This is a genomic window from Chroococcidiopsis sp. SAG 2025, assembly GCF_032860985.1.
In the GTDB taxonomy this organism is placed as follows: domain Bacteria; phylum Cyanobacteriota; class Cyanobacteriia; order Cyanobacteriales; family Chroococcidiopsidaceae; genus Chroococcidiopsis.
On record NZ_JAOCNC010000001.1, the window covers coordinates 2,191,109 to 2,215,956 of the forward strand.

At 43.5% G+C, this 24,848-nt stretch carries 26 protein-coding genes; 19 read left to right on the top strand and 7 right to left on the bottom strand.

From position 1 onward, the window contains the following. Positions 1 to 287 precede the first annotated feature (287 nt). The gene (locus tag N4J56_RS10560) at positions 288 to 1,508 is read left to right on the top strand and encodes a hypothetical protein (protein ID WP_317106416.1); all 1,221 of its coding nucleotides are present in this window, start codon (positions 288 to 290) and stop codon (positions 1,506 to 1,508) included. Positions 1,509 to 1,581: 73 nt separating this feature from the next. Here N4J56_RS10560 and N4J56_RS10565 read toward each other — a convergent pair whose 3' ends face one another. Together N4J56_RS10565 and N4J56_RS10570 are read right to left on the bottom strand one after the other, a co-directional pair. Next, positions 1,582 to 2,358 (bottom strand): class I SAM-dependent methyltransferase, encoded by a 777-nt coding sequence (locus tag N4J56_RS10565; protein ID WP_317106417.1) that lies wholly within the window; start codon positions 2,356 to 2,358, stop codon positions 1,582 to 1,584. Positions 2,359 to 2,433: 75 nt separating this feature from the next. Then, the gene (locus tag N4J56_RS10570) at positions 2,434 to 2,565 is read right to left on the bottom strand and encodes a hypothetical protein (RefSeq protein ID WP_317106418.1); all 132 of its coding nucleotides are present in this window, start codon (positions 2,563 to 2,565) and stop codon (positions 2,434 to 2,436) included. A 153-nt stretch (positions 2,566 to 2,718) separates the two neighbouring features. Between N4J56_RS10570 and metH the strand changes: the two genes are divergently transcribed. The 7 genes from metH (at position 2,719) to N4J56_RS10605 (ending at position 9,911) form a co-directional block, all read left to right on the top strand. Continuing rightward, complete coding sequence (metH, locus tag N4J56_RS10575) at positions 2,719 to 6,264, top strand: methionine synthase (RefSeq protein WP_317106419.1); 3,546 nt, start codon at positions 2,719 to 2,721, stop codon at positions 6,262 to 6,264. A gap of 369 nt (positions 6,265 to 6,633) precedes the next feature. Beyond that, positions 6,634 to 6,822 (top strand): hypothetical protein, encoded by a 189-nt coding sequence (locus N4J56_RS10580; protein WP_317106420.1) that lies wholly within the window; start codon positions 6,634 to 6,636, stop codon positions 6,820 to 6,822. Between the two features lie 158 nt (positions 6,823 to 6,980). Next, positions 6,981 to 7,220 carry a hypothetical protein gene (locus tag N4J56_RS10585; protein WP_317106421.1) on the top strand — a complete coding sequence of 80 codons (240 nt, stop codon included), beginning with the start codon at positions 6,981 to 6,983 and terminating at the stop codon, positions 7,218 to 7,220. Between the two features lie 103 nt (positions 7,221 to 7,323). Then, positions 7,324 to 7,845, top strand: coding sequence for a response regulator (locus N4J56_RS10590; RefSeq protein WP_317106422.1), 522 nt, complete (start codon positions 7,324 to 7,326; stop codon positions 7,843 to 7,845). 322 nt (positions 7,846 to 8,167) lie between these two features. Then, positions 8,168 to 8,671 (top strand): hypothetical protein, encoded by a 504-nt coding sequence (locus N4J56_RS10595; RefSeq protein ID WP_317106423.1) that lies wholly within the window; start codon positions 8,168 to 8,170, stop codon positions 8,669 to 8,671. Beyond that, positions 8,571 to 9,002, top strand: coding sequence for an aldo/keto reductase (locus N4J56_RS10600; protein ID WP_317106424.1), 432 nt, complete (start codon positions 8,571 to 8,573; stop codon positions 9,000 to 9,002). The genes N4J56_RS10595 and N4J56_RS10600 overlap by 101 nt, the downstream gene beginning before the upstream one ends. Before the next feature lie 141 nt (positions 9,003 to 9,143). After that, positions 9,144 to 9,911 carry a class I SAM-dependent methyltransferase gene (locus tag N4J56_RS10605; protein WP_317106425.1) on the top strand — a complete coding sequence of 256 codons (768 nt, stop codon included), beginning with the start codon at positions 9,144 to 9,146 and terminating at the stop codon, positions 9,909 to 9,911. Positions 9,912 to 9,957: 46 nt separating this feature from the next. On the opposite strand, the gene N4J56_RS10610 is transcribed toward N4J56_RS10605, so the two are convergent. Next, the gene (locus tag N4J56_RS10610; RefSeq protein WP_317106426.1) at positions 9,958 to 11,406 is read right to left on the bottom strand and encodes a bifunctional orotidine-5'-phosphate decarboxylase/orotate phosphoribosyltransferase; all 1,449 of its coding nucleotides are present in this window, start codon (positions 11,404 to 11,406) and stop codon (positions 9,958 to 9,960) included. A gap of 26 nt (positions 11,407 to 11,432) precedes the next feature. On the opposite strand from N4J56_RS10610, the gene N4J56_RS10615 reads away from it, so the two are divergent. Together N4J56_RS10615 and N4J56_RS10620 are read left to right on the top strand one after the other, a co-directional pair. Further along, entirely contained in the window at positions 11,433 to 13,058 is a 1,626-nt protein-coding gene (locus N4J56_RS10615) for an ATP-binding protein (RefSeq protein WP_317106427.1), read from the top strand. Between the two features lie 2 nt (positions 13,059 to 13,060). Next, positions 13,061 to 13,741: a response regulator transcription factor gene (locus N4J56_RS10620; RefSeq protein WP_317106428.1), complete on the top strand. Its 681-nt coding sequence runs from the start codon at positions 13,061 to 13,063 to the stop codon at positions 13,739 to 13,741. 32 nt (positions 13,742 to 13,773) lie between these two features. Here the strand turns inward: N4J56_RS10620 and N4J56_RS10625 are convergent, their stop codons facing one another. After that, positions 13,774 to 14,112 (bottom strand): hypothetical protein, encoded by a 339-nt coding sequence (locus N4J56_RS10625; protein ID WP_317106429.1) that lies wholly within the window; start codon positions 14,110 to 14,112, stop codon positions 13,774 to 13,776. A 211-nt stretch (positions 14,113 to 14,323) separates the two neighbouring features. Between N4J56_RS10625 and N4J56_RS10630 the strand changes: the two genes are divergently transcribed. From N4J56_RS10630 to N4J56_RS10640, 3 genes are all read left to right on the top strand, one after another. Next, the gene (locus tag N4J56_RS10630; RefSeq protein ID WP_317106430.1) at positions 14,324 to 14,620 is read left to right on the top strand and encodes a hypothetical protein; all 297 of its coding nucleotides are present in this window, start codon (positions 14,324 to 14,326) and stop codon (positions 14,618 to 14,620) included. Between the two features lie 9 nt (positions 14,621 to 14,629). Continuing rightward, the gene (locus N4J56_RS10635; protein WP_317106431.1) at positions 14,630 to 14,866 is read left to right on the top strand and encodes a DUF4327 family protein; all 237 of its coding nucleotides are present in this window, start codon (positions 14,630 to 14,632) and stop codon (positions 14,864 to 14,866) included. 511 nt (positions 14,867 to 15,377) lie between these two features. Continuing rightward, positions 15,378 to 15,809, top strand: coding sequence for a Mo-dependent nitrogenase C-terminal domain-containing protein (locus N4J56_RS10640; protein ID WP_317106432.1), 432 nt, complete (start codon positions 15,378 to 15,380; stop codon positions 15,807 to 15,809). 4 nt (positions 15,810 to 15,813) lie between these two features. Here N4J56_RS10640 and N4J56_RS10645 read toward each other — a convergent pair whose 3' ends face one another. Beyond that, a complete protein-coding gene (locus N4J56_RS10645; protein ID WP_410500315.1) occupies positions 15,814 to 16,716 on the bottom strand; it encodes a DUF3365 domain-containing protein in 903 nt (300 codons plus the stop codon). Between the two features lie 146 nt (positions 16,717 to 16,862). Here N4J56_RS10645 and N4J56_RS10650 point away from each other — a divergent pair, with 146 nt between their 5' ends. The 5 genes from N4J56_RS10650 to N4J56_RS10670 all read left to right on the top strand — a co-directional run bounded on the left by N4J56_RS10650 (position 16,863) and on the right by N4J56_RS10670 (position 20,857). Then, positions 16,863 to 17,741, top strand: a complete 879-nt coding sequence (locus N4J56_RS10650) for a phosphate/phosphite/phosphonate ABC transporter substrate-binding protein (RefSeq protein ID WP_317106434.1) — start codon at positions 16,863 to 16,865, stop codon at positions 17,739 to 17,741. 176 nt (positions 17,742 to 17,917) lie between these two features. Next, positions 17,918 to 18,679 (top strand): phosphatase PAP2 family protein, encoded by a 762-nt coding sequence (locus N4J56_RS10655; RefSeq protein ID WP_410500469.1) that lies wholly within the window; start codon positions 17,918 to 17,920, stop codon positions 18,677 to 18,679. A 241-nt stretch (positions 18,680 to 18,920) separates the two neighbouring features. Beyond that, entirely contained in the window at positions 18,921 to 19,532 is a 612-nt protein-coding gene (locus N4J56_RS10660; protein WP_317106436.1) for a superoxide dismutase, read from the top strand. Positions 19,533 to 19,685: 153 nt separating this feature from the next. Further along, on the top strand, positions 19,686 to 20,153 hold the full coding sequence (locus N4J56_RS10665; protein ID WP_317106437.1) for a hypothetical protein: 468 nt from the start codon (positions 19,686 to 19,688) through the stop codon (positions 20,151 to 20,153). A gap of 59 nt (positions 20,154 to 20,212) precedes the next feature. Then, complete coding sequence (locus N4J56_RS10670; RefSeq protein ID WP_317106438.1) at positions 20,213 to 20,857, top strand: metalloregulator ArsR/SmtB family transcription factor; 645 nt, start codon at positions 20,213 to 20,215, stop codon at positions 20,855 to 20,857. A gap of 30 nt (positions 20,858 to 20,887) precedes the next feature. Here N4J56_RS10670 and N4J56_RS10675 read toward each other — a convergent pair whose 3' ends face one another. Continuing rightward, entirely contained in the window at positions 20,888 to 22,585 is a 1,698-nt protein-coding gene (locus N4J56_RS10675) for a radical SAM protein (protein ID WP_317106439.1), read from the bottom strand. Between the two features lie 142 nt (positions 22,586 to 22,727). Here N4J56_RS10675 and N4J56_RS10680 point away from each other — a divergent pair, with 142 nt between their 5' ends. Next, on the top strand, positions 22,728 to 23,312 hold the full coding sequence (locus tag N4J56_RS10680) for a hypothetical protein (RefSeq protein ID WP_317106440.1): 585 nt from the start codon (positions 22,728 to 22,730) through the stop codon (positions 23,310 to 23,312). 23 nt (positions 23,313 to 23,335) lie between these two features. Here the strand turns inward: N4J56_RS10680 and N4J56_RS10685 are convergent, their stop codons facing one another. Then, positions 23,336 to 24,556: an MFS transporter gene (locus N4J56_RS10685; protein WP_317106441.1), complete on the bottom strand. Its 1,221-nt coding sequence runs from the start codon at positions 24,554 to 24,556 to the stop codon at positions 23,336 to 23,338. Positions 24,557 to 24,848 lie beyond the last annotated feature (292 nt).

The window sequence follows — 24,848 nt, forward strand, 5'->3', positions numbered from 1 at the left end:
GTTCGCTTTGGAAAGTTGGAGAGCGATCGCGCTAGATTTTTGCAATAGGTGTCATTAATTACAAATTCAGATAGCTGTACTTTTATACCTCAAGATTTACTTATTTTTTTTATTTTTTCTTCATAAATTCATAATATTCTTTGATAAAAAGCATACAAGAATATTAACTATTAGTAAGCAATTTAGCATATATTCTCTATTAGATGAACTAAGAGCTATATGAGGGCGATCGTCTCTTCATACAAAATTGCTTAAAATCATGTTTCGACTTTTCCAGAAAAATTAAGATGGCAGCAGAATTTTACTACAATAAATGCAGATACACATGTTGCATTGTCAACACTGCATCATCTCAAGAACTCAGAATTAGGAACGAACGCGGCGAAGTTTTAGCAGTAGAAAAGGGTAAAACAATCGGTCTTCAAGGTAAGAGAAGGGAGAATTCTAAACGAGTAAATGTTTCTCAACCTTATTTATATAACTTAATCAAAGCTGCTATGAATGCTTTAGAGATAGCAGATAAAGCTCGGATGCTGATGGAACAAGAAGCTGTGATTGAAAAGCAGAACGAACAGGTCGAACTCCTGAAGCAAGAACTAGAGATTTTTCATCGAAACAAGATTTTATCACTAGAACAAGAAGATAAATTGTTGCATTTGCAAAATCAACTCAAAGAGCATGAGTTTTTAGTTGAGAAACAAAAGAAGAAAATTTTAAAATTGGAAGACGCACAAAGTCAGTTTCCACAAACTATTTCTTTAGAAAATGCCGAGAAACAAGTTAAGTCCAAGCTAGGACTTTTAGCGTGGAATTGCTTGCACCCAGCTAGCCAAAGAGATTTACGCAATGCCTACAGATATTACAAAATGATAAAGACAGAAGAGTTCACCACTTCTGCCGATTATTCCGATGCAGGACATCCCTTGGGATTAGTAGCAGAAAGAGAAATTGTCAATCCTTTTTTCAGACAACTTTATCAGTTCTTATTAACTAAAAATCCCTCTATTAGTTTTTTTGAAAAGGCTCCTATTTTGTTAGGAAGCATTAATTTAATCGTTGATGGAGAATACACGCTAGGAGATCTACGAATTTTGTTATCTCAGCAGTGGCAAACTTTTACAAAATTTAGCTTGCAGCAAGAAACGATGCCTAAGACAAATTTATACTACACCGTTGAACGTAGCGATAAAATTAGTCAAGCTGACCGACTGTTAATGCAACAATTCTTGCAACAATGGAAACACCCCTTATCCCTGTGGTTAGCTCAAAGTTATGCAGCTGCTTCTACCATAGATCAAATAAGAAAATTACGTAATATTGCTGCCCATTCAAATTCTATGCACTTATGGCAGTTCACAGAATTATGGTTTCTGTTGGTTGGCAGTAAAACCCGTAAAGGGGTGTTACAAGAAATCCATCACAATAGCTCTCTCACCGAAAATGTTGGTCATGTAGTAAAAGAGAAAGCAGTAACTTTTAACTATGTTCCGACATACTCAAGTCTATAACAGCCATATTCAATTGAAGGAATTTAAGTGGAGGGTGGACAATGCCTATCCTCCTATCTGTTTTCTATAATTGTCATTTAGCAACTATAATTCGATAACCGACATCAAATTCTGTAAATTCTAAATATTTGCCATATTTTATCTGCCATTCTCCACTCGCTAAATCTGCTTCTAGTTGCTTCACGCCTGTCTCTACTAACTGAGGATCGGTTAAAGCAAAAGCTGACATATTCGCCCGAACTTCAGAATTTAAATACATTTTTGGTTGCTGCCAACCTGCGGCAAGAAACAAATCTGTTAAATCTGACGGTAAAGGAAAAGGGTAAATATCTACTGTCTTTTTAAGATGAGTTTGAATAAATGATACAATATATTCCACGTGGTAAAATGAGTCTTCATCATATTCCCAAAGAAACGGAAAATAATCATCCAACCAAAAATCTTTTCTAGCTTGAGAGTCATAAGTAAAAAAAGCGATCGCCCCCGTCCTGACAACTCGATGTATCTCCAACAAAGCAGCTTCTAAATCTGTAAAATGATGTAGAGACAAAATACAAATAGCTGCATCAACTGAATTATCGGGTAAAGGAATTGCCTCTGCACATCCATCAACCCACTTCACATAAGGATGAGGTATAGCCTGAGAACGCATCACCTCAGAAGGTTCGACAGCATAGACCAAAAATCCTCGTTCTGCGATCGCCCGACTATATCCTCCCGTACCCGCACCAATATCGGCGATCGTACTACCAGGAGGCAACTGGAGGACACTCAGGATGAAATCTACAATCCGGCGATCTGGAAGCCGAAATTGCGAATAAGACTTGCCGATAACATTATAAATAGACATGGTAATGGGTAATTGGTAGTTGACAGTTGACGGTTGACGGTTGACAGTTGACAGTTGACAGTTGACAGTTGACAGTTACCAGTAAAGAGTAACGAGTATTTTCTCCCTCAGCTCTCCAGCTCCTCTGTTTCCTTGTCTTCCTTGTCCCCCTTGTCTTCTTTGTCTTCCTTGTCCCCCTTGTCTTCCTTGTCTCCCTGATTCCCTCACTCCTCACTCCTCACTCCTCGCTCCTACATAAAAATTCTGCGATCGCTTGGAAAATTCCAGAAAGTCGGCAAAATAGATAACAGGTAAGAAAATCTTAAATTATCTAAACTGTAGTCCAAATATCATTCCTATCTCTGCTAAACAGCGTGGCACATGAATAGTTTGTTTCTATCTCGACTGCATAGCCCAGAACGCCCAGTTATTGTATTTGACGGCGCAATGGGGACGAATTTACAATCGCAAAACCTGACGGCTGAGGATTTTGGCGGTTCTCAGTACGAAGGCTGTAACGAATATCTCGTTCACACCAACCCAGAAGCAGTGGCAAAAGTTCATCGCGACTTCTTCGCTGCTGGTGCGGACGTGGTGGAAACCGATACCTTTGGCGGGACATCCATCGTTTTAGCAGAGTATGACTTAGCGGATAAAGCCTATTATTTAAATAAAACCGCAGCAGAACTTGCCAAGCGGGTAGCCGCAGAATTTTCTACCCCAGAAAAACCACGATTTGTAGCGGGTTCGATGGGTCCTGGAACCAAACTGCCAACTCTAGGACACATCGATTTCGACACGATGAAAACGGCTTACGTCGAACAAGCAGAAGCCTTGTATGATGGTGGTGTCGATCTATTCATTGTCGAAACGTGTCAAGACGTACTGCAAATTAAAGCAGCCTTGAATGCGATCGAAGAAGTGTTTGCTAAAAAAGGCGAACGTCGTCCTTTAATGGTTTCCGTAACGATGGAATCGATGGGGACAATGCTAGTCGGAACGGAAATTAATGCCGCGCTGACGATTCTAGAACCCTATAAAATTGACATTCTCGGTCTGAACTGCGCCACGGGACCAGACTTGATGAAGCCGCACATTAAATATTTGTCGGAACACTCGCCTTTTATCGTTTCCTGTATTCCTAACGCGGGTTTACCGGAAAACGTCGGCGGACAAGCACACTATCGCCTCACGCCAACAGAATTGCGGATGCATTTGATGCATTTTGTGGAAGATTTGGGTGTCCAAGTAGTCGGGGGTTGCTGTGGGACACGTCCAGCACACATTCAACAACTGGCTGAAATTGCTAAAGAATTAAAACCAGGGGTGAGAAATCCGCAACTAGAAGCCGCAGCAGCATCGATTTATAGCACTCAACCCTACGAACAGGATAACTCTTTCCTCATAGTCGGGGAACGCTTAAACGCCAGTGGTTCTAAAAAGTGCCGCGATTTACTCAACGCTGAAGATTGGGACGGACTGGTATCGATGGCAAGGGCGCAGGTTAAAGAAGGCGCGCACGTCCTCGATGTTAACGTGGATTACGTGGGACGAGATGGCGAACGGGATATGCACGAATTAGTGTCCCGTTTGGTGAATAACGTAACTCTACCTTTGATGCTGGACTCTACAGAATGGCAAAAGATGGAGGCGGGATTAAAGGTAGCTGGGGGTAAATGCATCCTCAACTCCACCAACTACGAAGATGGGGAAGAACGATTCCTCAAAGTTTTGGAGTTGGCGAAAAAGTATGGTGCTGGTGTCGTCATTGGTACGATTGACGAAGATGGAATGGCACGAACGGCAGATAAAAAGTTTGAAATTGCCCAGCGTGCCTACAGACAAGCAGTAGAATACGGCATTCCTGCCCGCGAAATCTTTTTCGATACTCTCTGTTTGCCAATTTCGACGGGGATTGAGGAAGATAGGAAAAATGGTAAAGCGACAATTGAAGCGGTGCGTCGCATTCGCCAGGAACTACCAGGCTGTCATATTATGCTGGGTGTTTCCAACGTTTCCTTTGGTTTGAACCCAGCAGCGCGGATCGTACTCAATTCCATGTTCCTACACGAAGCAATCCAGGTAGGCATGGATGGAGCGATCGTCAGTGCTAGTAAGATATTACCATTGGCGAAGATTGAGGAGAAACATCAAGAGATTTGCCGTCAGCTAATTTACGACGATCGCAAATTTGAAGGTGATGTCTGCGTTTACGACCCCTTAACTGAGTTGACGACGCTATTTGAAGGGGTGACAACGAAGCGTGATAAAGGTGTAGATGAGAATCTTCCGATTGAAGAACGCCTCAAACGTCACATCATCGACGGGGAACGGATTGGTTTAGAACAAGCCTTAGCCGAAGCCATGAAGCAATATCCACCTTTGGATATTATCAATGTCTATCTACTGGATGGCATGAAAGTTGTCGGCGAACTGTTTGGTTCGGGACAGATGCAACTCCCATTCGTGTTGCAGTCGGCGGAGACGATGAAAGCAGCCGTGGCTTATCTCGAACCCCACATGGAAAAGTCGGAAGGTGGTAACAGAGCCAAAGGAACCTTTATTATTGCCACGGTGAAGGGTGATGTCCACGACATCGGCAAGAATTTGGTAGATATCATCCTGTCAAACAACGGCTACAAGGTAATTAATCTGGGAATTAAGCAGCCAGTAGAAAATATCATCAATGCCTACGAACAGCACAAGGCTGATTGTATTGCCATGAGTGGCTTATTGGTAAAATCCACTGCCTTCATGAAAGAGAATTTGGCGACATTTAACGAAAAAGGAATTACCGTTCCGGTAATTTTAGGTGGTGCGGCGCTAACACCAAAGTTTGTTTATGAAGATTGCCAAAACACTTACAAAGGTAAAGTCGTGTATGGCAAAGATGCTTTTTCCGACTTGCACTTCATGGATAAATTAATGCCAGCGAAGGCTACAAGTCAATGGGACGATCTTAAAGGCTTTTTGGGTGAATCGGCTGACGCGGAAGTAAACGGGAACGGACACAAAGAACCTGTTGTAGAATCTGACTCCTCACTCCAGTACGAGCGGGTTTCTAAACCCGCCCCTACCGAAATTGACACCAAGAGATCCGAAGCAGTAGCAATAGACATAGAACGTCCCGCGCCGCCTTTCTGGGGGACAAAGCTATTGCAACCGCAAGATATTCCTTGGGATGAGATTTTCTGGCATTTAGATTTACAGGCTTTAATTGCCGGACAATGGCAATTCCGCAAGCCGAAAGAACAATCTAAGGAAGACTATCAGGCTTTCTTAAATGAGAAAGTCTATCCAATTCTAGAAGATTGGAAGCAAAAGATTGTTACCGAAAATCTCTTGCACCCACAAGTGATTTATGGGTATTTCCCCTGTCAGTCAGAAGGAAATACATTGTATGTCTACAATCCAGAAAACCACGCCGAACAGGTAACATCATTTGAGTTTCCTAGACAAAAATCCTTGCGCCGTCTGTGTATTGCTGATTTCTTCGCACCGAAGGAGTCAGGAATTATCGATGTTTTCCCCATGCAAGCGGTGACAGTAGGACACATTGCCACAGAATACGCTCAAAAGCTATTTGCAGCCAACCAGTATACAGACTATCTCTATTTCCACGGTTTAGCAGTGCAAATAGCAGAAGCTTTAGCAGAGTGGACGCACGCCAGAATTAGGCGCGAATTAGGATTTGGGGCTGAAGAACCAGATAACATTCGAGATATGTTAGCGCAACGCTATCGCGGTTCGCGCTACAGCTTTGGTTATCCCGCCTGTCCGAATATTCAGGATCAGTACAAGCAACTGGATTTGTTAGAGACGAAGAGGATCGATTTGTATATGGATGAAAGCGAACAGCTTTATCCCGAACAATCTACTACTGCCATTGTGACCTATCACCCAGTCGCAAAATACTTTAGTGCTTAAATTTGAGGCAATGGGCAACAGTTTTTTCTGTTGCCTGTTGTTCGTTCCCTGTTCTCTCCAAGGGGACAGCCGTTGTACCTGGAGTTACACCCACTAGATCGATACGTTTAACCATTAAGCCAAGGCAATGTTAATACATTGCTGCTGTTGTTAAACCAGACTGAGAAATTTTCATCGCTATTGAGAACTTCTATGGCGGTTGTAATTGTTGCGTAGGTCATATCAATTGCCTTCCAGTAATACCTTTCATTCCGATCTTTACGTCTGTTAACACGTTAGGTTTCAGTGTTATGACAGTTTAAAGGGTGTCTGAGAAGCAGTTTCTCAACAACTTTCATAACTACCGAGTACGTCGGTTATTAAACTTGGTTGCAGGTTTCTCAAGGCAGACTGGGAATAAGCCAGGAAGAACTCACGACGATCGCCGTGGGTTCCTACTGCCCAGAGGTGAATCGTCAAACTGCCTTAGATGCAGGCTTCCAATGGTATTTGCCCAAACCGATCAAGCCAAATGAGCTAGTCTCAGAAATTTTGCGGATTACTCAACGACAAATCTGAACCAATGTGATAGGAAAAAACGTAACAGCTACGTAGCATTGTTGTGAGGAAAGTTTCCTTCCTATAGGTTTACGATCCCCAGTTGAAATTTCACCTCGTGGTAGACAACAAAGAATTTCATTGTCGCTTTAATCAGATTAAAGAGTGGAATTCGACCAATGAATACAAGTGTTTTGACGGTACGCCGATTTCGTCGGGGACAGAGGGTGTGCTCTGTTGGTGGTCTGGGTACAATTAAAAACTACAAACTTGAATCAGGTAGCTGGACTTATTTAGTGGAAATGGAGCTGGGACCTCTACCAGAAATGGGCAGGATTGGCTCTGAAACAAGAATATGGTTATTTGAAGCCGATTTAGATTGTGCGGATACCTGGTCTGATAATTTGGCGATCGCTTAGTTCAGAGTCGCCACAGTTGCGATAGCTACTTTCACAGGGAGATAGTGAGTGTGAAAATGAATAGAGAAACCAGTTATTTTATCTTAGGATGGTATGTATACAATTGACAATTTCCAACCTGATGGAAAATTGCGGTCTACAATCTAACCATCAGCAGCATTTAATCCTAGCAGTTGATGATGATAAGGATAATTTAGAGTTGCTTGTTCAGGTACTTCAGTTCGTTCAGTGTTCGTTCATTACTGCTGACGATGGTAAGACTGCTGTACAGAAGGCGCAGCAACACTACCCAGACTTGATTTTGCTCGATATGATGCTACCTGACATCAGTGGTATAGAAGTTGTCAAAAGTCTTCAACAAAATCCTCAAACCAAGGGCATTCCCATCGTTGCTATTACTGCTATGGCTAGGGCAGAAAACCAACAACAATTTCTAGCAGAAGGTTGTTTAAAATGCATTACCAAGCCTTATAGCATTGATGAGTTGCAAGAAATTATCTATTACTATCTCTTCAATAGAAATGATGCCCGACCAAAATGCAGTTCTTCAGCCACCACGATGAAATATTTGAGTTGGCGAAACTCTACCATTTTGAATTTTAGATTTTGGATTTTTCCTTTGTAGAGACGTTACATGTAACGTCTCTACAGAGAAATGTTTGTAGATTAAAAAGGATTGCTATGTATTCAGTCAGCTGGTAATAACTATAAATTATTACGCCATATCTAATCCGAAATAACAATCTTTTAACTAGCTTGTAATATGAAATATATCAGTCTAATTGAATTAGGAACTTATTGTTGCAGCAGTTGACAGTTAACTGTTAACAGTCAACTGTCAACACTCTTTACCAACGATTTAAGAATCATTTAGGCTGTTTATTTTTGCATAGGAAGCGATTGATTTTAGTTGTTGTCTGCTTTTAACCATTTGTTAGAAAGCATTCATGACACGAAACATGCATTCAGATGATTCTCATCCAACGATTCCCCGTCGCACGGCAATTAAAATCATGGGACTTGCTGCTGCAACCACTGCTCTCACACCTTTGGCTTTTCATGGTGGACAAGCCAAAAGTCAGACGCAACCCAACTCACAACAGTCATCGCAGTTAATTACTAAAGAGATCCCGCGCACGCAGGAGAGAATCCCCGCGATCGGCTTGGGAACTTTCATGGCGTTTGATGTCAAGCCAGAGCGATCGCGCGATCATCTTCAGCAAGTCATGCGCCGCTTTTGGGATGCAGGAGGGCGGACGATCGATGTCTCACCGCTCTACGGTCTGTCAGAAGTGAATAGCGTATTTTGCCCCGATGGAACGATGGATCGAGAATGGCGATTTGGATTTCGTGCAAGTCCGTTACTCGATCGCTCAACGCGCAGCCCAAGAAAGGATTCTGCCAGCAGCAGCAGAGCGAGGAACAGCAGTTTTAGCCAATATGCCCTTTGAGAAGGCACGTCTATTTGAATTGGTGAAAGGACGACCCCTACCCAATTTTGCCCGCGAGATTGGTTGCGAGAATTGGGCGCAATTTTTCCTCAAGTATGCGATTTCTCACCCTGCTGTAACTTGTGCTATTCCAGCGACAACAAACCCAAATCACGTTGCCCAGAATATGGGAGCAATGCGAGGAGAACTACCCGATAAAGCAATGCGCGATCGCATGGTGAAGTACATGGAGAGCATTCCTGGTTTTGACAAACTAACCCAAACACCTTGGTATCCAGGGAAGCAGTTTGCTGGATTGGTACGCCTGCCGAATCCACGTCCAGTTGGATGAATCAGGTAATCCGTGCAGAACAGCGATCGCAAGATGTCAAGGCTGAGGATAGCACTTACGAGAAACGCATCTGGCTGCGTTTCTCAAGCCCCATTAGCAACAGCTAAAATTGAAAATCGAGCAGTTTACCTTTTTGAGATTATGAGCGATCGCATTGAAGAAGTCCGTGAATTTTGGAATTCAGTTGCTGATGATTGGGACATACAAGTGGGAGATGATGGAGATAGCAATCGTCGTTTAAATTCCGATCCAGTTTTATGGAAATTTGTTGGAGATATTCGAGGTCTTCGGATTCTGGATGCTGGCTGCGGAACAGGCTATCTTAGTAGGAAATTGGCGAGTCAAGGAGCCATAGTAACGGCAATCGATCTATCCGACAAAATGATTGAAATAGCCCGTGAAAAAGCTAATATAAGCGGTCAAAATATCGACTTTCATGTAGATAACTGCGAGACGATGGACAGTCTTGAAGATAATTTTTTTGACGCGATCGTCTCAAACTACGTTCTTATGGATGTGCCAAATCTTGAATACACGATGAGAGCCTTCAACCGAGTATTGAAAGTCAATGGAAACGCAGTTGTTGTGTTTTCCCATCCATGTTTTCCCCAAGGTAGAGCAATGGTTGTTGAAGATAGTGGTGAGGTGCTTTATCATTGGAGTTTTTCTTATTTCGAGGCACAAAAATGTATTGAGCCACCCTGGAAGCATTTTACGTCAGAATTTATTTGGTTTCACAGACCGCTCTCCGATTACTGGAAAGCATTTAGGAACGCAGGATTTGCAATAACTGACTTTGAAGAGCCAAGAATCACCGAACAGCAATTTCATTTAGCTGAAACTGAACGAGAGATAAAAAATGCTCAAACTCGTCCTTATTCAGTGGCATTCAAATTGAAGAAAGTCTAACTGCGATCGCTCAGAATCGAGCATTCATTTGTATTATCACTACTCCCTACTCCCTGCTCCCTGTTAAAGTCTGATACTGTGCCTCATCAATTTTGCCTGCTTCGTATAAAGTTTGGGTAATTTCAGAAATTTTTAGCACGGCATGGGCGCGATAGCCATTATCTTTGAGCCTATCTCTTACCCCTTCTTCATGGTCGATAAATACAACAATGTCTTCTACATTTAAACCCGCCGATTTTAACTTTCCCGCTCCTTCTATTGCACTTTTACCGCTAATCAGAATGTCATCAACGACTACAACTGTTTCCCCTGGTTGAAAATACCCTTCGATCGCTCTCCTTGTTCCGTGGGCTTTAACTTCCTTGCGGGGAAAAATCATCGGGTAATTCATCCGTAATGCCAATCCCGTAGCAGTGGGTAAGGAACCGTAGGGAATTCCAGCAATGCGATCGAAGTTTAGATTTTGTAAGATCTCTGCATAAGCGTTGAGAACTTGCTCGAAAACTTGGGGATTAGAAATAATCGTGCGTAGATCGATATAGTAAGGAAATTCTGCCCCCGATGCCTGTACGTAGTTACCAAAGATAATGCAGCCAAGATCGTAGAGTTGCAAAATCAATTGGGTGTGGGGGTGTTGTTGCAACAAACAAACATTGGGAAACCACACGTCACACTGAGAAGCACTTTTAACAGCTGCGGTTCTAGCTTGCTCTACTTCTTGTCGCAAAGCTTGAATCTGACTAGCTGGGTTGTCTTGGCTCAAAACGTCTTGAGGTACGGGAACGAGTAATCCGCTACCGTTGGAATTTAAACCTGCGGCTAATAATTGAGGTAGATTACTTGCTTGCGCCCAAATACTCCGAGCCATAATCGTTCTTTCGGGAGTAATGGCTCGAATTTTGGCTAGCACGTCAGGGGAAGTGGTTCCAACTTCTAAACAGACTTGTTCGGGAGTCCCCCAGATTTTCGCTTCTTTCACTATTTGTAAGTAAAAGGGAGATTCAGGCGAAGGATATTGCTGTAATGCGATCGCCCCAGGATTAGAAGTACAGCACAATACAAATACTCCCTTGCCTGGATAAACTAAAAATGGCGCGATGCAATCTTGCCCAGGATAAGGACTGAGGGTGACAGCATCGACTCGCCAGCGATCGAATACTGTTCGGGCAAAAATTGTACTAGTGTTGAGGTCGCTGTGTTTGGCATCCAAAATAATTGGCATGTCTTCAGGAATGGCTTTGAGCGTCCGTTCTAGCAACTCCATACCTGGGACACCTAAAGCCTGATAAAAGCCCAAAGTCGGCTTATAAGCGCAAATTAAATCTGTCGTTTGGGCGATGACAAATTGCAACCAGTCCCCCAAATCATCGATAATACTCTTCTCAGACCGATTTGAATTTTGGCTTGGCATCATTTCAGGATTTGGATCGAGTCCGAGAAACAACAAACTCTGATTGCGGGCGATCGCAGCGTTTAATTTATCGAAAAATGTCATATACAGTTATCAGTGACTAGTGGCTGGTGGCTAGTAATTGCGACTTACGACTTACGACTTCTTTTCCTAATGTCTCTCATGTCAGTTTCAAAAAATGGCGCTCGCGGTTGAGGCAATTTTCGCTCAAAAATCGGTTATTTGCCCCTTTGTATGTCAGTTGTTTGCTACTAATTCTATTCCTTATCGTACAAGGTTCTCTGAATCTACTAGTAGAAAATCTCCATCAGCAAGCCTTTGGTTGGGTGACTCATTCTTTACTGGTAGAGCAGAAAACGGAACAGATGTTGAGTCATGCTTTAGATCAACAGACTTCGATTCGAGGCTATTTAATTACTAAAGATAAAGAATTACTCGATAATTACGATCGCGGTAATAATGCTTTTCATAGTAGTTTTAAATCTTTAAAAAAATTGACAAAAGGAGATCAAAGCCAACTAGAACAGCTCCAAGTCATTGAATCAATTCATACAATTTGGCAGGATAGTTTTGTGCAAAGTGTCATAGCTGGTACTGCGAGTAAGACTTATCTACCTGGCAAGATTTTATTCGATCCCATGCGCGATGTTGTCAAAACTATGTTGCAGCATGAAGCAAAAATCCTGTCTCAGCGCCAGCAGCAATTGCAGCAAATTAACCAGATCAAGACCGCGCTGGAAGTCTTCAACGTCTTCATAGCTAGTATTGGAGTTAGCTGGAACTTATGGTTGTTACGCCAGCGGGTAGAAATTCCCCTACGCCATTTAACTCAGGTCAGCCAAGCTTGGCGGGCTGGTAAGCTGGAAATTCGGCTCGGTTATACTACATCAGATGAGATCGGACGGTTGGCTAGCGTACTCGATGAGATGGCAGCAGAAATTCGTCAGCGTCAAGAATACAGTCAAATGCGTAACCAACAGCTAGAAGATTTGATCTCTGCACTGTCTCATGACTTGCGCACGCCTTTACTCGCCACTCGCAATACATTGCGCCCGATGTTGAATGGGGCTTTTGGTTCTGTTGACGAGACTTGGAGAGAAATTCTAGAAGAGTACCGCCAATCGAACGAGCAATTGCTGAAGTTGGTAGATAATTTGCTGGATGTATCTCGTTATGAAGCTGGTGGCGGACAGCACTTAAACTGGGAACCCTTAGATTGGGCAAAGATTTGCTCTCAGGCTGTGGAGCTAATTTGTCAGATTCACGATCGCCAGCGTACTCCCACTACTTATATCGCTGCCTCGCTCCCTACGGTCTACGGCGACCAGTTAGAAATTCAACGAGTGGTGCAAAACTTATTAGATAATGCCGCACGGGTTAGCCCACCAGATAAAGAGATTACAATCGAAGTCAGTTTGTTAGGAGGCGATCGCATCAAAGTCTCGGTTTGCGATCGAGGTCCTGGAGTCCCACCCCACGAAAAAGACAAACTCTTCCATCGCTTTATCCAAGGGAGAGGTAGGCGGGGTGGTGCAGGATTGGGTCTATATCTCTGCCGTCAGATCGTCGTTGCTCACAGAGGTACGATCGAAGTGGATAGTCAGTTAGGTGAAGGCAGTACCTTTTGGTTTACCCTGCCAGTTTCTTTGACATTCGATGGAGAAGCGGGAGTCGGTAGGGGCGGGTTTCCAAACCCGCCCGTACGGGAGTCGGGAGTCGGAGGAGTCGGAAACTAGTAATGAGCGAATATCAGACAGAGGGTGCAGTACGAATTTTATTAGTCGAAGATCATGCTTTGATGCGTCGAGGGATGAAAGGACAGTTTGCCCTCGAACCCGATTTTTGTGTCGTGGGAGAAGCTGCTGATGGCAGGGTGGCAGTTCAATTAGCTGCCGAGTTAGAACCAGATGTCGTATTAATGGATATCGATCTGCCCGTGATGGATGGGATCGCGGCAACTCAACAGATCAAAAGCGATCGCCCCACGACGCGAATACTCGCCTTAAGTGCTTTTGATAATGATACTCAAGTAATGGGAATGTTAGCCGCAGGGGCTGATGGCTATTGTCTCAAAACAATCGAATGGGAACAACTGCTAGCTGTAATTCAGTTAATTCAAACTGGTGGCGCTTATCTCGACCCGCAAATAGCCCGCAAAGTGGCACGGATGCTCAAGCCTAATCCGGTAATTCCCATTAAAGAACAGCATTCCACCATCTCACCTATTCCAGTTCTCAGCAGCCGCGAACGAGAAGTTCTCAAACTAATTGCTGAAGGACGCTCGAACCAAGAGATTGCCCAACAACTATTTCTTTCCCTGGGAACGGTCAAGTCTTACGTGCGGATGATTCTCAATAAACTGAGCGTTGACGATCGCGTTCAGGCAGCAGCTTTAGCCGTGCGCGAAGGACTAATTTAAATTAGGTAAATTAAATTACACACATGACATCTTCAATTAAAATCTTGTAGTGTTTGCCGCAACATCTTTGCTAACTCTGCCGGATTAGACGCAATCGGCAGCTTGCAATTTGCCTCTAGTTCAGACCACAAAATAAAAGGCTTGTCTGTCTGAAGATAGAGTTTTTCTGGGGCGGGCAGACATATTATGAGGATGTCTGGATCGAACAGAGTTATCTCCTCACCAGTAGGAACTCCATAGTAAGGTAAGACTTCGACCATGTGTTCGAGACAGTAGCGGCTCACACGTTGTACTGTTGCGACCAGTCTACCGAGAATCATGACCCGGCAAGGCTGCTTGTTATCGCACAATTGATGCAAAAATTGAGTCACGAACAGGTGTTTTTTATTTAATAGCAAATTTGTTAACTTAATCACACTAAACTAGATTCCCCTGTTCGCACTTCTGTCAAGTGGATATCCAGGTGGCTATTTTTTTGGTGAAGAATGCAGCCTACAAGTATCCACTGGGTAGTTTTCCCCAAACTGTATCTAGCAATACTGTATTAATGCTTAACAGAATTAGGCGTTTCGGACAGTAACTGTGGATACAACAGAACAGGTTTATCAACTCATCAAGCAATGGTGTTTTGCAGGCGATCGGTTTCAGGCGGGTGCTACTTTACGCCAGATTGCTGTCATTACTGAATGTTTGCCAGAAGTACCCGAACAGTTAACAGACAAGCAGCTTAAATATGTTGTGCGATGGATACAGGAAAACCACCCAAATGCCTACTTATGGGCAATGGGTCAACGCTGTGTAGGTCATCCAGCCGCAGTCTGGGGTATGGGCTTACCGAATTTAGATTCAGTGATGCCGAGAATTGCTAGTAGTTTCTGAGCGAAAATCATGTCTGTAAATGCACTACTTTCACCAGTTGAATATTCTTTAGACGTTATCAAACACGAAGTCTTACATCTAGTACAGAAAGGAATTATTAGCCGTAGGCAATCAATGTACGTCCTCTGCGAATACATCCCAGCTAGAGATTGGACGGCGTTTGAGCGAGAATTGGAAAAACACGAGTACAACTTGCGCGATCGCATTGCCGATCTCCTCGATTGCGAACGCTGGGAAAATGATTAAACTCAGGGCAAGGAACTAGGGTAAGAACAGGAAGGCGATCGCAGGGTAAAGGGAGAAAATTACTCTCGATCTATTTCCCGAGTTCCGAACGCCGAGCGTAAGATTTCATCTATTTATAATTAAATTGTTTACATAGCAAAGCATGGAAAGGTTGAGGGATCAAAGTTACCTATAGCTATTGCTTGAAAGATTTTTGGTCTGCTCTCTGCTATATATATTACTAGAAATTATTGAGTAGAGAAGTAAGGCTAATGCACTCTAGCTTAAGTAAGAATAAACCTAGCTCAGGTAGTGAAAAACTTACTTCTTGAGATACTGTGTGCTTATGTTTTAGATAGCTAGATTATATATATGAAATCACAATAAGCTGCATTAGCAATCGATCCTGCTAAAACGCTTGCAATACAAAGATAATTTGCTATTTTTGAATTAGGAAAGCAAATAAGTTTTCTCTATCAATTCAACGCAATTTCGAGGGAGAAAAGTTAGCGATCGCGCTTTCTAATTCTGCGTGTCAATTTTCCAGAAGTTAATCGCCGTTAGGCAATGTCTTTGTATTTTTAACGCCATACATCGAGAAGAGCGTGAGGAAGGTAGCTTACATATGATTCAGGTTGTCAATTTAATTTCCCTTGTAGTAGAAGCAAGCATTTCCTACAAATCCCGTCCATCGATCGCATTTACATTATCTCCCATGAAGTCTTTGAAACAAAAGTTAGATACTTTTGAGATTGCTCACCCCCGAGTTGCAAAATTGATTGCGAAAACTATTCCAGCCCAATGTCCTTTTGAGCGAGATATTATTCTATTCGGTCATAAAGTAGGACACATTCCTCCTCTATGCAAACTCAACCCCCTATACGAGCAATTGGTCGGTTTGAGATTTCGTGCTTTATGTTACCTTGCCGACTGCTGCGGTGAAGACATTCAAGCATACTGTTAAGTGTTCATCGCGTTTGCTGGCTGAGTAACTTCATCGCAATTTCTAAGCTCGATTTCATGCGATTGAAAGAAGCTGCTAGGATGCCAATTTCATCATTAGAATTCTGCTCGAAATCTGCACTCATTTCTCCCGTGCTAACTCGCTCTGCGGTTCTAGACATTTTCTTAATCGGCTGAATGACAGATCGTTTTAAGAAGAAGTTGAGCCACAGCACGACGATCGCAAAAATTCCAAACAATATTCCCATAACTAGAGATAAAGAGCGTCTAGAACTCTCAAAGATCTCGCTCGAAGGTACAGAAATAATCTGTGCTGCTACAATTTCGTGCAGTTTCCAACCAAAACCCCACTCCGAGCCATAGGTAGCAATTTGGCTTTTAGGTGCTGCTTCTGGGGTAGAGTGACATCGCAAACAGCTTTCTTTCGACACTGCTAATGGTCGAGCAATGTAAAAGACTTCTCCACCTGGTAAATTGCGAAAACCAGAAATTTCTTTAGTATTCGATTCGTTGCGGAAGCGCTCGACAATTTTAGCTTCAAAAGCATCAGCTTTATCGCGTAGGTTGGTAGGATTGAGCGTAGCTTCTTTATAGAAGAAATTTCGATACTCTTCGTTTTTACGCAAGTTTTCAAAAACTTCCGTAGCGGAGAAAGCTGGTACTGTTTCAGGAATAAATACTGGTTCGGTTTCGAGCTTAGGTGCAAGCAATGGGTTGACGCGATCGCTGGTATATGCTCTAACCGCATTCATCGCTTTGATCAGAATTGCTGCTTGAGAACTAACTTCCCTTTCGGCTCTCTGTTCGAGTACCTTGGAGAGTGCCGCACCACTGATGATAATCCCACCGATGAAAACTACGACCAACATTAAGCTAAATTTGGCAGTAAGCTTAAGATTTTTTAACATTTTTGCTAGTAAGTAGAGATTTATTTTACGATGGTAGAAGAAGTGTATATAATGCTACTTAAAATTATAAATTAATTTCATCTTTCCCCTGAATGGAGACCGCACCTCAACGATCCAGCAATACTGTTAACTACAGCTGGGCAAAAATGAATTCCAGATATTCGCGTCGTCTCTTTTTACTTCAATTATTTTTTTTAGCAGCTTGTGGTTCGCGATCGCTACAAGGTGAGGGAGAAGAATTAATTATTGGTACAGTGAGCTACTCTGAAGGTCAACAGACGCTCAGCCAGTACGATCGCTTGATCAATTACTTAGGCGAGAAGACTGGTTCGTTGGTGAGGCTAGAGCCTGCCTTTAATGAGAATAAAGCTCTAGAACGGATTCGCAATCGCTCTTGGTCATTGGTGTTTGCTCCTCCAGGCTTAGCTGCGATCGCCATCACCCAGCAACAGTACCGTCCCCTGTTTACCTTGGAAGGAGTTCAAAACTTACGCTCGATTTTGGTTGTTCAAGAAAACAGCCCCATTCGATCTCTGAAAGACTTAGCAAATAAAACAGTAGCCTTGGGTCAACCTGGTTCTGCAACGGGATTTTATTTGCCTATTTATAATCTGTATGGCTTAACTTTAGCAGAAATTTTATTAGCACCTACACCAAAAACTATATTGAGTTTGGTAGCTGAAGGTAAAGCCGATGCGGGGGCGCTTTCTCAAAGAGAATTTAATGTTTATAAGACGCAATTTCCTCAAATTTCTTTTCGCGTTTTATACAACGATCCCCACAGCGTACCACTAGGATCTGTTTTAATTTCACCAACTATCGAACGCAATCGCCAAGAATTTATTCGTCAAGTTCTAAGCGAAGCTGCTTCCGTTTTAGCGCAAGAAACAGGTTACGTTCCTACAGGTTCGATTCCAGATTATCGCTACATGATTTCTGTAGTCGAACGTGTCAAAAGTATTTTTCCCTACGAACTGCAACCAGGAAGCGCGCAATTAAAACCTGCACGGTTGTTTAAAGGGTAAGTGGTTGTTGGGAAGTGGGTAGCAAGTCGTGAGTAGTGGGAAATGGAGTTTTAGAACTCACGCAGAATTACTCTTTTAGAGGGAAGTTCTGTCTGTTGGTATACCATACGATCGCTTCAGCACCGCTATTGCCGTATACCTTGCGGCGATTGATGACCTCTTACCAACAGACTGTAATGCAATTATTTAAATCCGATCTCAAGCAATTGCTGCCAGCTTTTCTGAACTTTGGTAAGCGAGTGCTAGTTTCTCATTGGCGATCGCTACTTTTGTTAGCGATTGGAGTTTACTTGCCTTTACAGGTGTTTGGCTTACTAGCAGAAGAAGTATGGGATGAAGGTGGATTCATCTGGGATACGCTCATATTACAGGGGATTCACGCTACAGCACAACCGCAGCTAGATAGTATAGCCGTAACGCTGACTCAGTTTGGTTCGAGTACTATTTTGTTTCCCGTTATTAGTGCGATCGCGTTGGTAATGTTGTTGCGACGAAGATGGCGATCTCTCATTTATTTGCTAACTACTGTAATCGGAAGCGCCATTATCAACCGTGCAGTCAAGCTGTTAATGCATCGAGTTCGTCCCGAGCTATGGACATCACCCGCGCCAGAACTTGATTTTGGTTTTCCTAGCGGTCATGCCATGAATAGCATGACATTGGTAGCTGCTCTCGTTATTTTGACTTGGGGTAGTCCTTGGTGTTTGTTGGTATTAATTGGCGGAAGTCTATATGCGATCGCGATCGCTTGGACGCGACTGTACTTGGGCGTTCATTTTCCCAGCGACATTTTAGCAGGATGGATGGTTTCAGTCGCTTGGGCAATTGGAGTTAGCTTTCTCGTCAGACTAAAGCGGACTGCGGCGATCGCTCCTCACGCCGAACAGCCAAAAAATGAAACTACCTTACTACCCGAAGAAAGCGGGGAAAAGTCTTAAGTCGTAAGCCGTAAGTCGTAAGTAGAGAATCAACTGGTCACTGGTCACTGATAACTGCTCGTGCGCTCCCTCTCTTAATCTCTAACCTTTGAGACAGGAAAGGCGATCGCCAAGATTGTTACGTTTTGGTTGTGATAGTTAGCACTTGCTCACAGTAATTGTCATATTTTGATAGATTTTTCTATCGAAAGTTTTGATATATTAGTCTATCGAAACCTCTAGTTAAGAGGAAAAAGAGTTTATGGCTTTTGAACTGCAATCTCTACCCTACGCAAACGACGCTTTAGAACCTTACATAGACGCGCAAACCATGCAGATCCACCACGATCTACATCATGGTACTTATGTCAAGGGTCTAAATACAGCTTTGGAATCGCAACCAGATTTACAAAGCAAAAGTATTGACGAGTTGATTCGCGAGCTGAATTCATTACCAGAAGCAGTTCGTACTCCTGTCCGCAATAGTGGTGGCGGACATTTCAATCACTCGATCTTTTGGACATTGATGGCTCCCAATGCTGGCGGGGAACCTACAGGCGCGATCGCCCAAGTTATCAGTGATAATTTTGGCGATTTTGAAAACTTTAAAACTCAGTTTAACGATGCTGGTACGAAGCGCTTTGGTAGTGGCTTTGTGTGGCTAGTCCGCTCGGCTGGTGGCAAGTATGAGATTGTCAGTACGCCCAACCAAGATAATCCTTGGACGGACGGACACTTCCCCATCATGTGTAATGATGTTTGGGAACACGCATACTACCTTAAATATCAAAACCGTCGTGCCGAGTACCTCAAGCAGTGGTGGAATACAGTCAACTGGAGTGAGGTCAACAATCGTTTAGCTACAGCGCCATAAAAATCAGTGACCAGTGACCAGTTACCAGTTACCAACACTCAAAAATTATTTGTAGCGGTCACTGGTGACAGTAAAACTGGTCACTGAAAAATGACTCCTGGCTCCTGACTTCTGCTTGTAAAATTCAAAATCTCATATCGCTCGGATGTCTCTATGGTTCCAGCTGATTTCGTAGAGCGTAGAAGCTGCGATCGCATTTTTTCTCATCGAAAAATCATTTCTCTCGGTGTAATCGCAGTTATTCTCTATACGGTGGTAGGTTTCTGTCTTGCCAGTCTCAAGATTAATTTGGGCTTTTGGTCTATAGGAATTCTGTTCTATCACTGGCAGCTAGCAAACTTAGTCGGTGTAGCTAGCAGTCGGTATCGACAAAACGGATCGATCGCCTTGACGGGATTAGTGGGTACGGCGATCGCCTACCTCGTCCAGCAGGCAAAATCGAGCTTGTTGCCCTATCACTGGTTGGCAATTGGTTTAGTGGCAACAATTAATTCTTATGTGATGAGTGCGATCGCGCTGAGGTATTGGCAAAAACTAGGGGCGATCGCATTTACAACAGCAGTAGCATGGTTGGGCTTATTGTTGGGATGGATAGCATATAACTATCCCGGCGTTTCTTAAGCTAACTTAAAATTTGCGTTAATCTAGGTTTGATAGCCCAGTAAGCCTATCTACCTGGCATGAATGATGCGATCGAGCGGGTAAGGGTCAAAAATCAGATTTTATCTGTTATCAAAATGCACGGCTCGCAAACGGCTGTGGATTTAGCAGTTAAGTTGCAGGTTTCACCGATGGCAATCCGCCAGCATATGCAAACTCTTCAAGATGAGCAATTAGTCACTTATAGCGAGCAAAAGCAAGCGGTTGGTCGTCCAGTCAAGTTTTGGCAATTAACCGAGAAAGCCAACGCGCTTTTTCCCAACCATCACGCCGATCTGGTGGTGAAATTAATTGAGGGAGTCCGCAAAGTATTTGGCGAAGCTGGGTTAGGACTATTAATTGGCGAACGTACTCAAGCTCAAATTCAAACATACTCGGCGCAGATGCAACACGCTCAAAACTGGCGAGAACGAGTGGCAATTCTGACTCAACTGCGGACTCAAGAAGGATATATGGCAGAGACAATAGAAGAGTCACCAGGAGTCTTGTTACTGGCGGAAAATCATTGTTCGATTTGTGCTGCTGCCCAAAGTTGTTCGCAGTTGTGCAGTTCAGAATTGCAAGTGTTTGAAACTCTGCTTGGTGCTGATGTTAATGTCGAACGAGTCGAGCATATTTTAAGTGGCGATCGCCGTTGTGCTTACCGCATTTCTAGTTGTCATTGAGACAAGTTGCTGAATTTTACTCTCAATTTTTTAGTAACTGCTCCCTGCTCCCTGCTCCCTGCTCTCTGATAAAGCTAAATGTTTCAATAAAGTTGCCTGTGACAAAGGTGCTTGCAGGTGACTCCAGGGTAAGACTTGTTCGTGTGACCAATTGCGAAACACGTAGAATTCTAAATCGGGTATTTGTCCGCGTAACTCTTTAAAAGCGCGGCGATAGCTACCGAGACTGTCACCGTAGTTGCGCGTTAATTCTAACAGGCGGGATATACGGCGATCGCCTCTCGATATTAAAGCCTGAATCACCGACCAGTTATAGCTTTCGGGACGAAAATCAATCCCTTGGGGTTTGAGGTTTTTCTGTAAATATTGCAAGCGCTTCTCGGCTTGGGGATTGACTCCATACCACTGAAACGGCGTGTGTGCTTTGGGGACAAACGTACTGCATCCCAGGGTTAACCTTAATCCTGGGGCAGCTTTTTTGAGCGATCGCATCATTTTAACTGTTTCTTCCAGATCTTCGGGTTCTTCCCCAGGTATGCCCACCATACCGTAAAGTTTCAAGCTACTCAGTCCTCCCGCTTTGGCATTCACCGCCGCTTGGACGATCTCATCGTTATGCAGTTTTTTGTTAATAATTTGGCGCAACCGTTCCGAACCGCTTTCTACAGCAATGGTGAGCGATCGCGTGTCTCTTTTTGCTAAAGTCTGTGCTAGTTCTACCGTGACAGTATTTGTCCGCACTGAGGCAATGCTCAAACGGACATCATCGTATTTTGGTTGACTTAAATAAGCTAATAAATTATTAAATTCTGGATGTTGGGTCACGGATGCCCCCAATAATCCTATCCTGTTTGTAACTGTCAGTCCTCGTTCGATCGCGGGAATTAACGAGCCTTCCAAACTTGCCGTGCGAAAAGGTAGAGTGAGATAGCTAGCCAGACAAAAGCGGCACATTTCAGGACAACTGCGTACCACTTCCACCATAAAAATATTTTCCCAAGCTGCTTTTTCAGTCACAACTGTAGAAGCAGATAGAGTATTACCTCGATAAGTTTGCTTTTCTATCCGATCGGGAATACCTGGCGCAATTGGTTTAATGGATTGGATGCAGCCTGTAGGATCTTCATACGTCACCTCATACAAGCTGGGAATATAGATTCCTGGTACTTGTGCTAGGTGATGTAATTTAGTTTTTCTATCGGCTGTCCGAACTTGTTTGTAAGCTGAAATAAAATTTCCTAATAAATTTTCTCCATCTCCCAACAAAATAACGTCAAAAAACTCCGCGAAGGGTTCGGGGTTAGCCGTCAAAACAGGACCACCACCAAATACTAGGGGATCGCTGTCAGTGCGATCGCTGGTATGAATTGGAATGGAGAGAGATTCTAATAGAGTCAGAATATTTACATAATCCAATTCCCACGAACAAGAAAAGCCGACTAATTCAGGCTGACGTGGTAGCGGTTCGGATATATCAGTAAATAAGCGACTGACATCAACATCAGCACGCATTGCCAAAGTCGCCCATACGACTTGATATCCCAAGCTGGTAATTCCCACGGTGTATTCGTTAGGAAAGGCGAAGATAGCGGGGATCGCATCGGCTTCTGGAGTTGTTGGGGTAAATAGTAAGCGTTCGGCAGAAAATACGGACGTACGGGAGTGGGGAGTCGGTAGGGGCGGGTTTGGAAACCCGCCCGTACGGGAGTCGAGAATTGGGTAATTCATGTAGTAACATTTGTAGAGACGCACAGTTGTACGTCCTTCCAAGGGTGCGGGAACAATTTAGAATTATCTATATCTAATTTTAAGACCTACAATTATATTGTTGTCTATGATTTGGTAAAAGACAAATAACTAATCAAAAACAATGCAACCCGATCTAAGAAACTTGTATATTACCAGAGAAGAATTGCAACAAATTACTGGTATGAGCAGAAGAGAGTGGAAAGCATATGAGAGATTAAAATATCCAGATTATGTTCAAGCTTATCTTTTCCAAGGATATTTAGAGCAAATTTTGTTGCTGGGTTGGGGGTTAATTCCACTTTATTACTTATACAAATGGAAATATCGTCGGCAGCGATTGAGAAATTTGCTACTAGAAGTAGATCGGTATAACGATTTAATTGGAATTATCAATCTTGGTGACGAACTAGAAGCTGCGGGGAATCAGGGAGCTAGCATCGAAAACAGAGAAAAGGCGATCGCGGCGTTACAAATCACAAGAAATAGTTTAAGTTGTGCAATTAAGACAGAAAAAATTCTCAGAAAAAACAGAGATTTAATTAACCGTAATCTAGATCTACTATCTAACGGCATATTATCACTGCAAGCTTTACAGATTAACACAGAAGCATCTGAGTATAGCAAGTTACTGAACGAAGCCGTGCAACTAACCACAGACGTACAAACAGAGATGAAAAAGCTAGAAGCGAGTGGGGAGAAGTCGTAAGTCGTAAGTAACTGAGTCTCCTTCTAATATCGCAGCGCCCTTGCTAGTACTAGCATGACGAAAGCTGCCAGTAACGCCCCCACCACAATACTAAAAATTGCCGCATCAAAACTACCAGTCACCGCTACAATCGAGCCAGGAATCAGCGAACCGCCAACACCACCAAACAGGATGGAAAGCCCGTTGTACAGCCCAGTCCCCGCACCGACTCGGTTTGAGGGTAACAAGCGTTGTACTAGCGCGTATTCTTGTGCGCCGTAAGCACTCTGGAAAAAGACAGCGATCGCAAAGCATAAAACCAACAGCCACAGTACGTTGGCGCTAGAGGCAATGTGAACGAATACGCCCGCGATCGCAAATCCGATACTAGCAAGCAAGGCGCGTCGCTGAAGTTTGTCACCCAAATAAGCCATCAGAGCAATTCCGACAATTCCCGCCGTAAAAACGATTGCTAAAGGATAGCCCAACCGCTCGAAATCAATTCCTTTGGCGCGGTTGAAGTAGGTGGGCAACCAGTTGAGCATACCGAAAGCACAGAAGGCATTGAGCGCACCGCCAAGGGTAATCAACCAAAATCGCCAATCTCGTTTGTAGTTTGCCTCTGGCGCGTCATCGACTAATTCGCGAGCGCTGTGCTGCTGGTGCGGCTCGTCTTCTACAAACAACCAAACTAAAGGAAGAGAAACCAGCATTCCAACTGTACCGAGGACGGCAAAGGCGATCCGCCAGCCGACAGCTTGGATGAGTGGAATAATTACCAATGGTGCGCTAGCAACAGCAAGAATAATTCCCGCCCCCCAGATGGCATTGGCACGCGATCGCTCGTGTGGCTCAAACCAACGACTGGTAATTGCACTCAACATTGGAATATGTACCCCTTCCCCAAATCCCAGTAGCAGACGCAGGACGATTAGTGCACTCAGAGATTGCCCCAAGGGGGCGCTGAGAATAGTGAATAGAGAGGATGCTGCGATCGCCGCGATGACACTCCGCTTGGGTCCAAATCGCTCGGCAAGCGGGCTGAGTAGCATATTTGACAGGGCGTAGGACAAAAAGAATGCCCCCAATAGCCATTCACCATGCGCCCCAACTTCGCGATCGCTCCAACCAAAATCACGGGCAATACGAGGCAGTGCTAGAGCCAGATTGTTGCGGTCTAAGTAGTTGACGAATAACGTGACGGCAAGCACCAGAGAAATGCGCCAACGGACTACCCTAGCAGATTTAACAGTAGTAGCTGACATCTACAGCCAACCCCAATTCTAAATGAAACAGGATTGTACAGCATAGTGAATAAATCGAATAGCTTTCGCTGAAGCTCTACTCTCAAACTAGAAAATGACATATTTATTAACAAATGATTTTTTGGTTTAAAAAATTTAAATTCTCGTAATAGTTAATTATGTTGGGTTGATGTTTTTCTAATTCACGCATCAACTCTTGTCGCAGCAAAGGAATGCCGTTAAAACACCCTCTTTTCAATTGAATTTTATCGGCAATCGAGCAATACGGACAACGATCTGAAAACTGACCTTT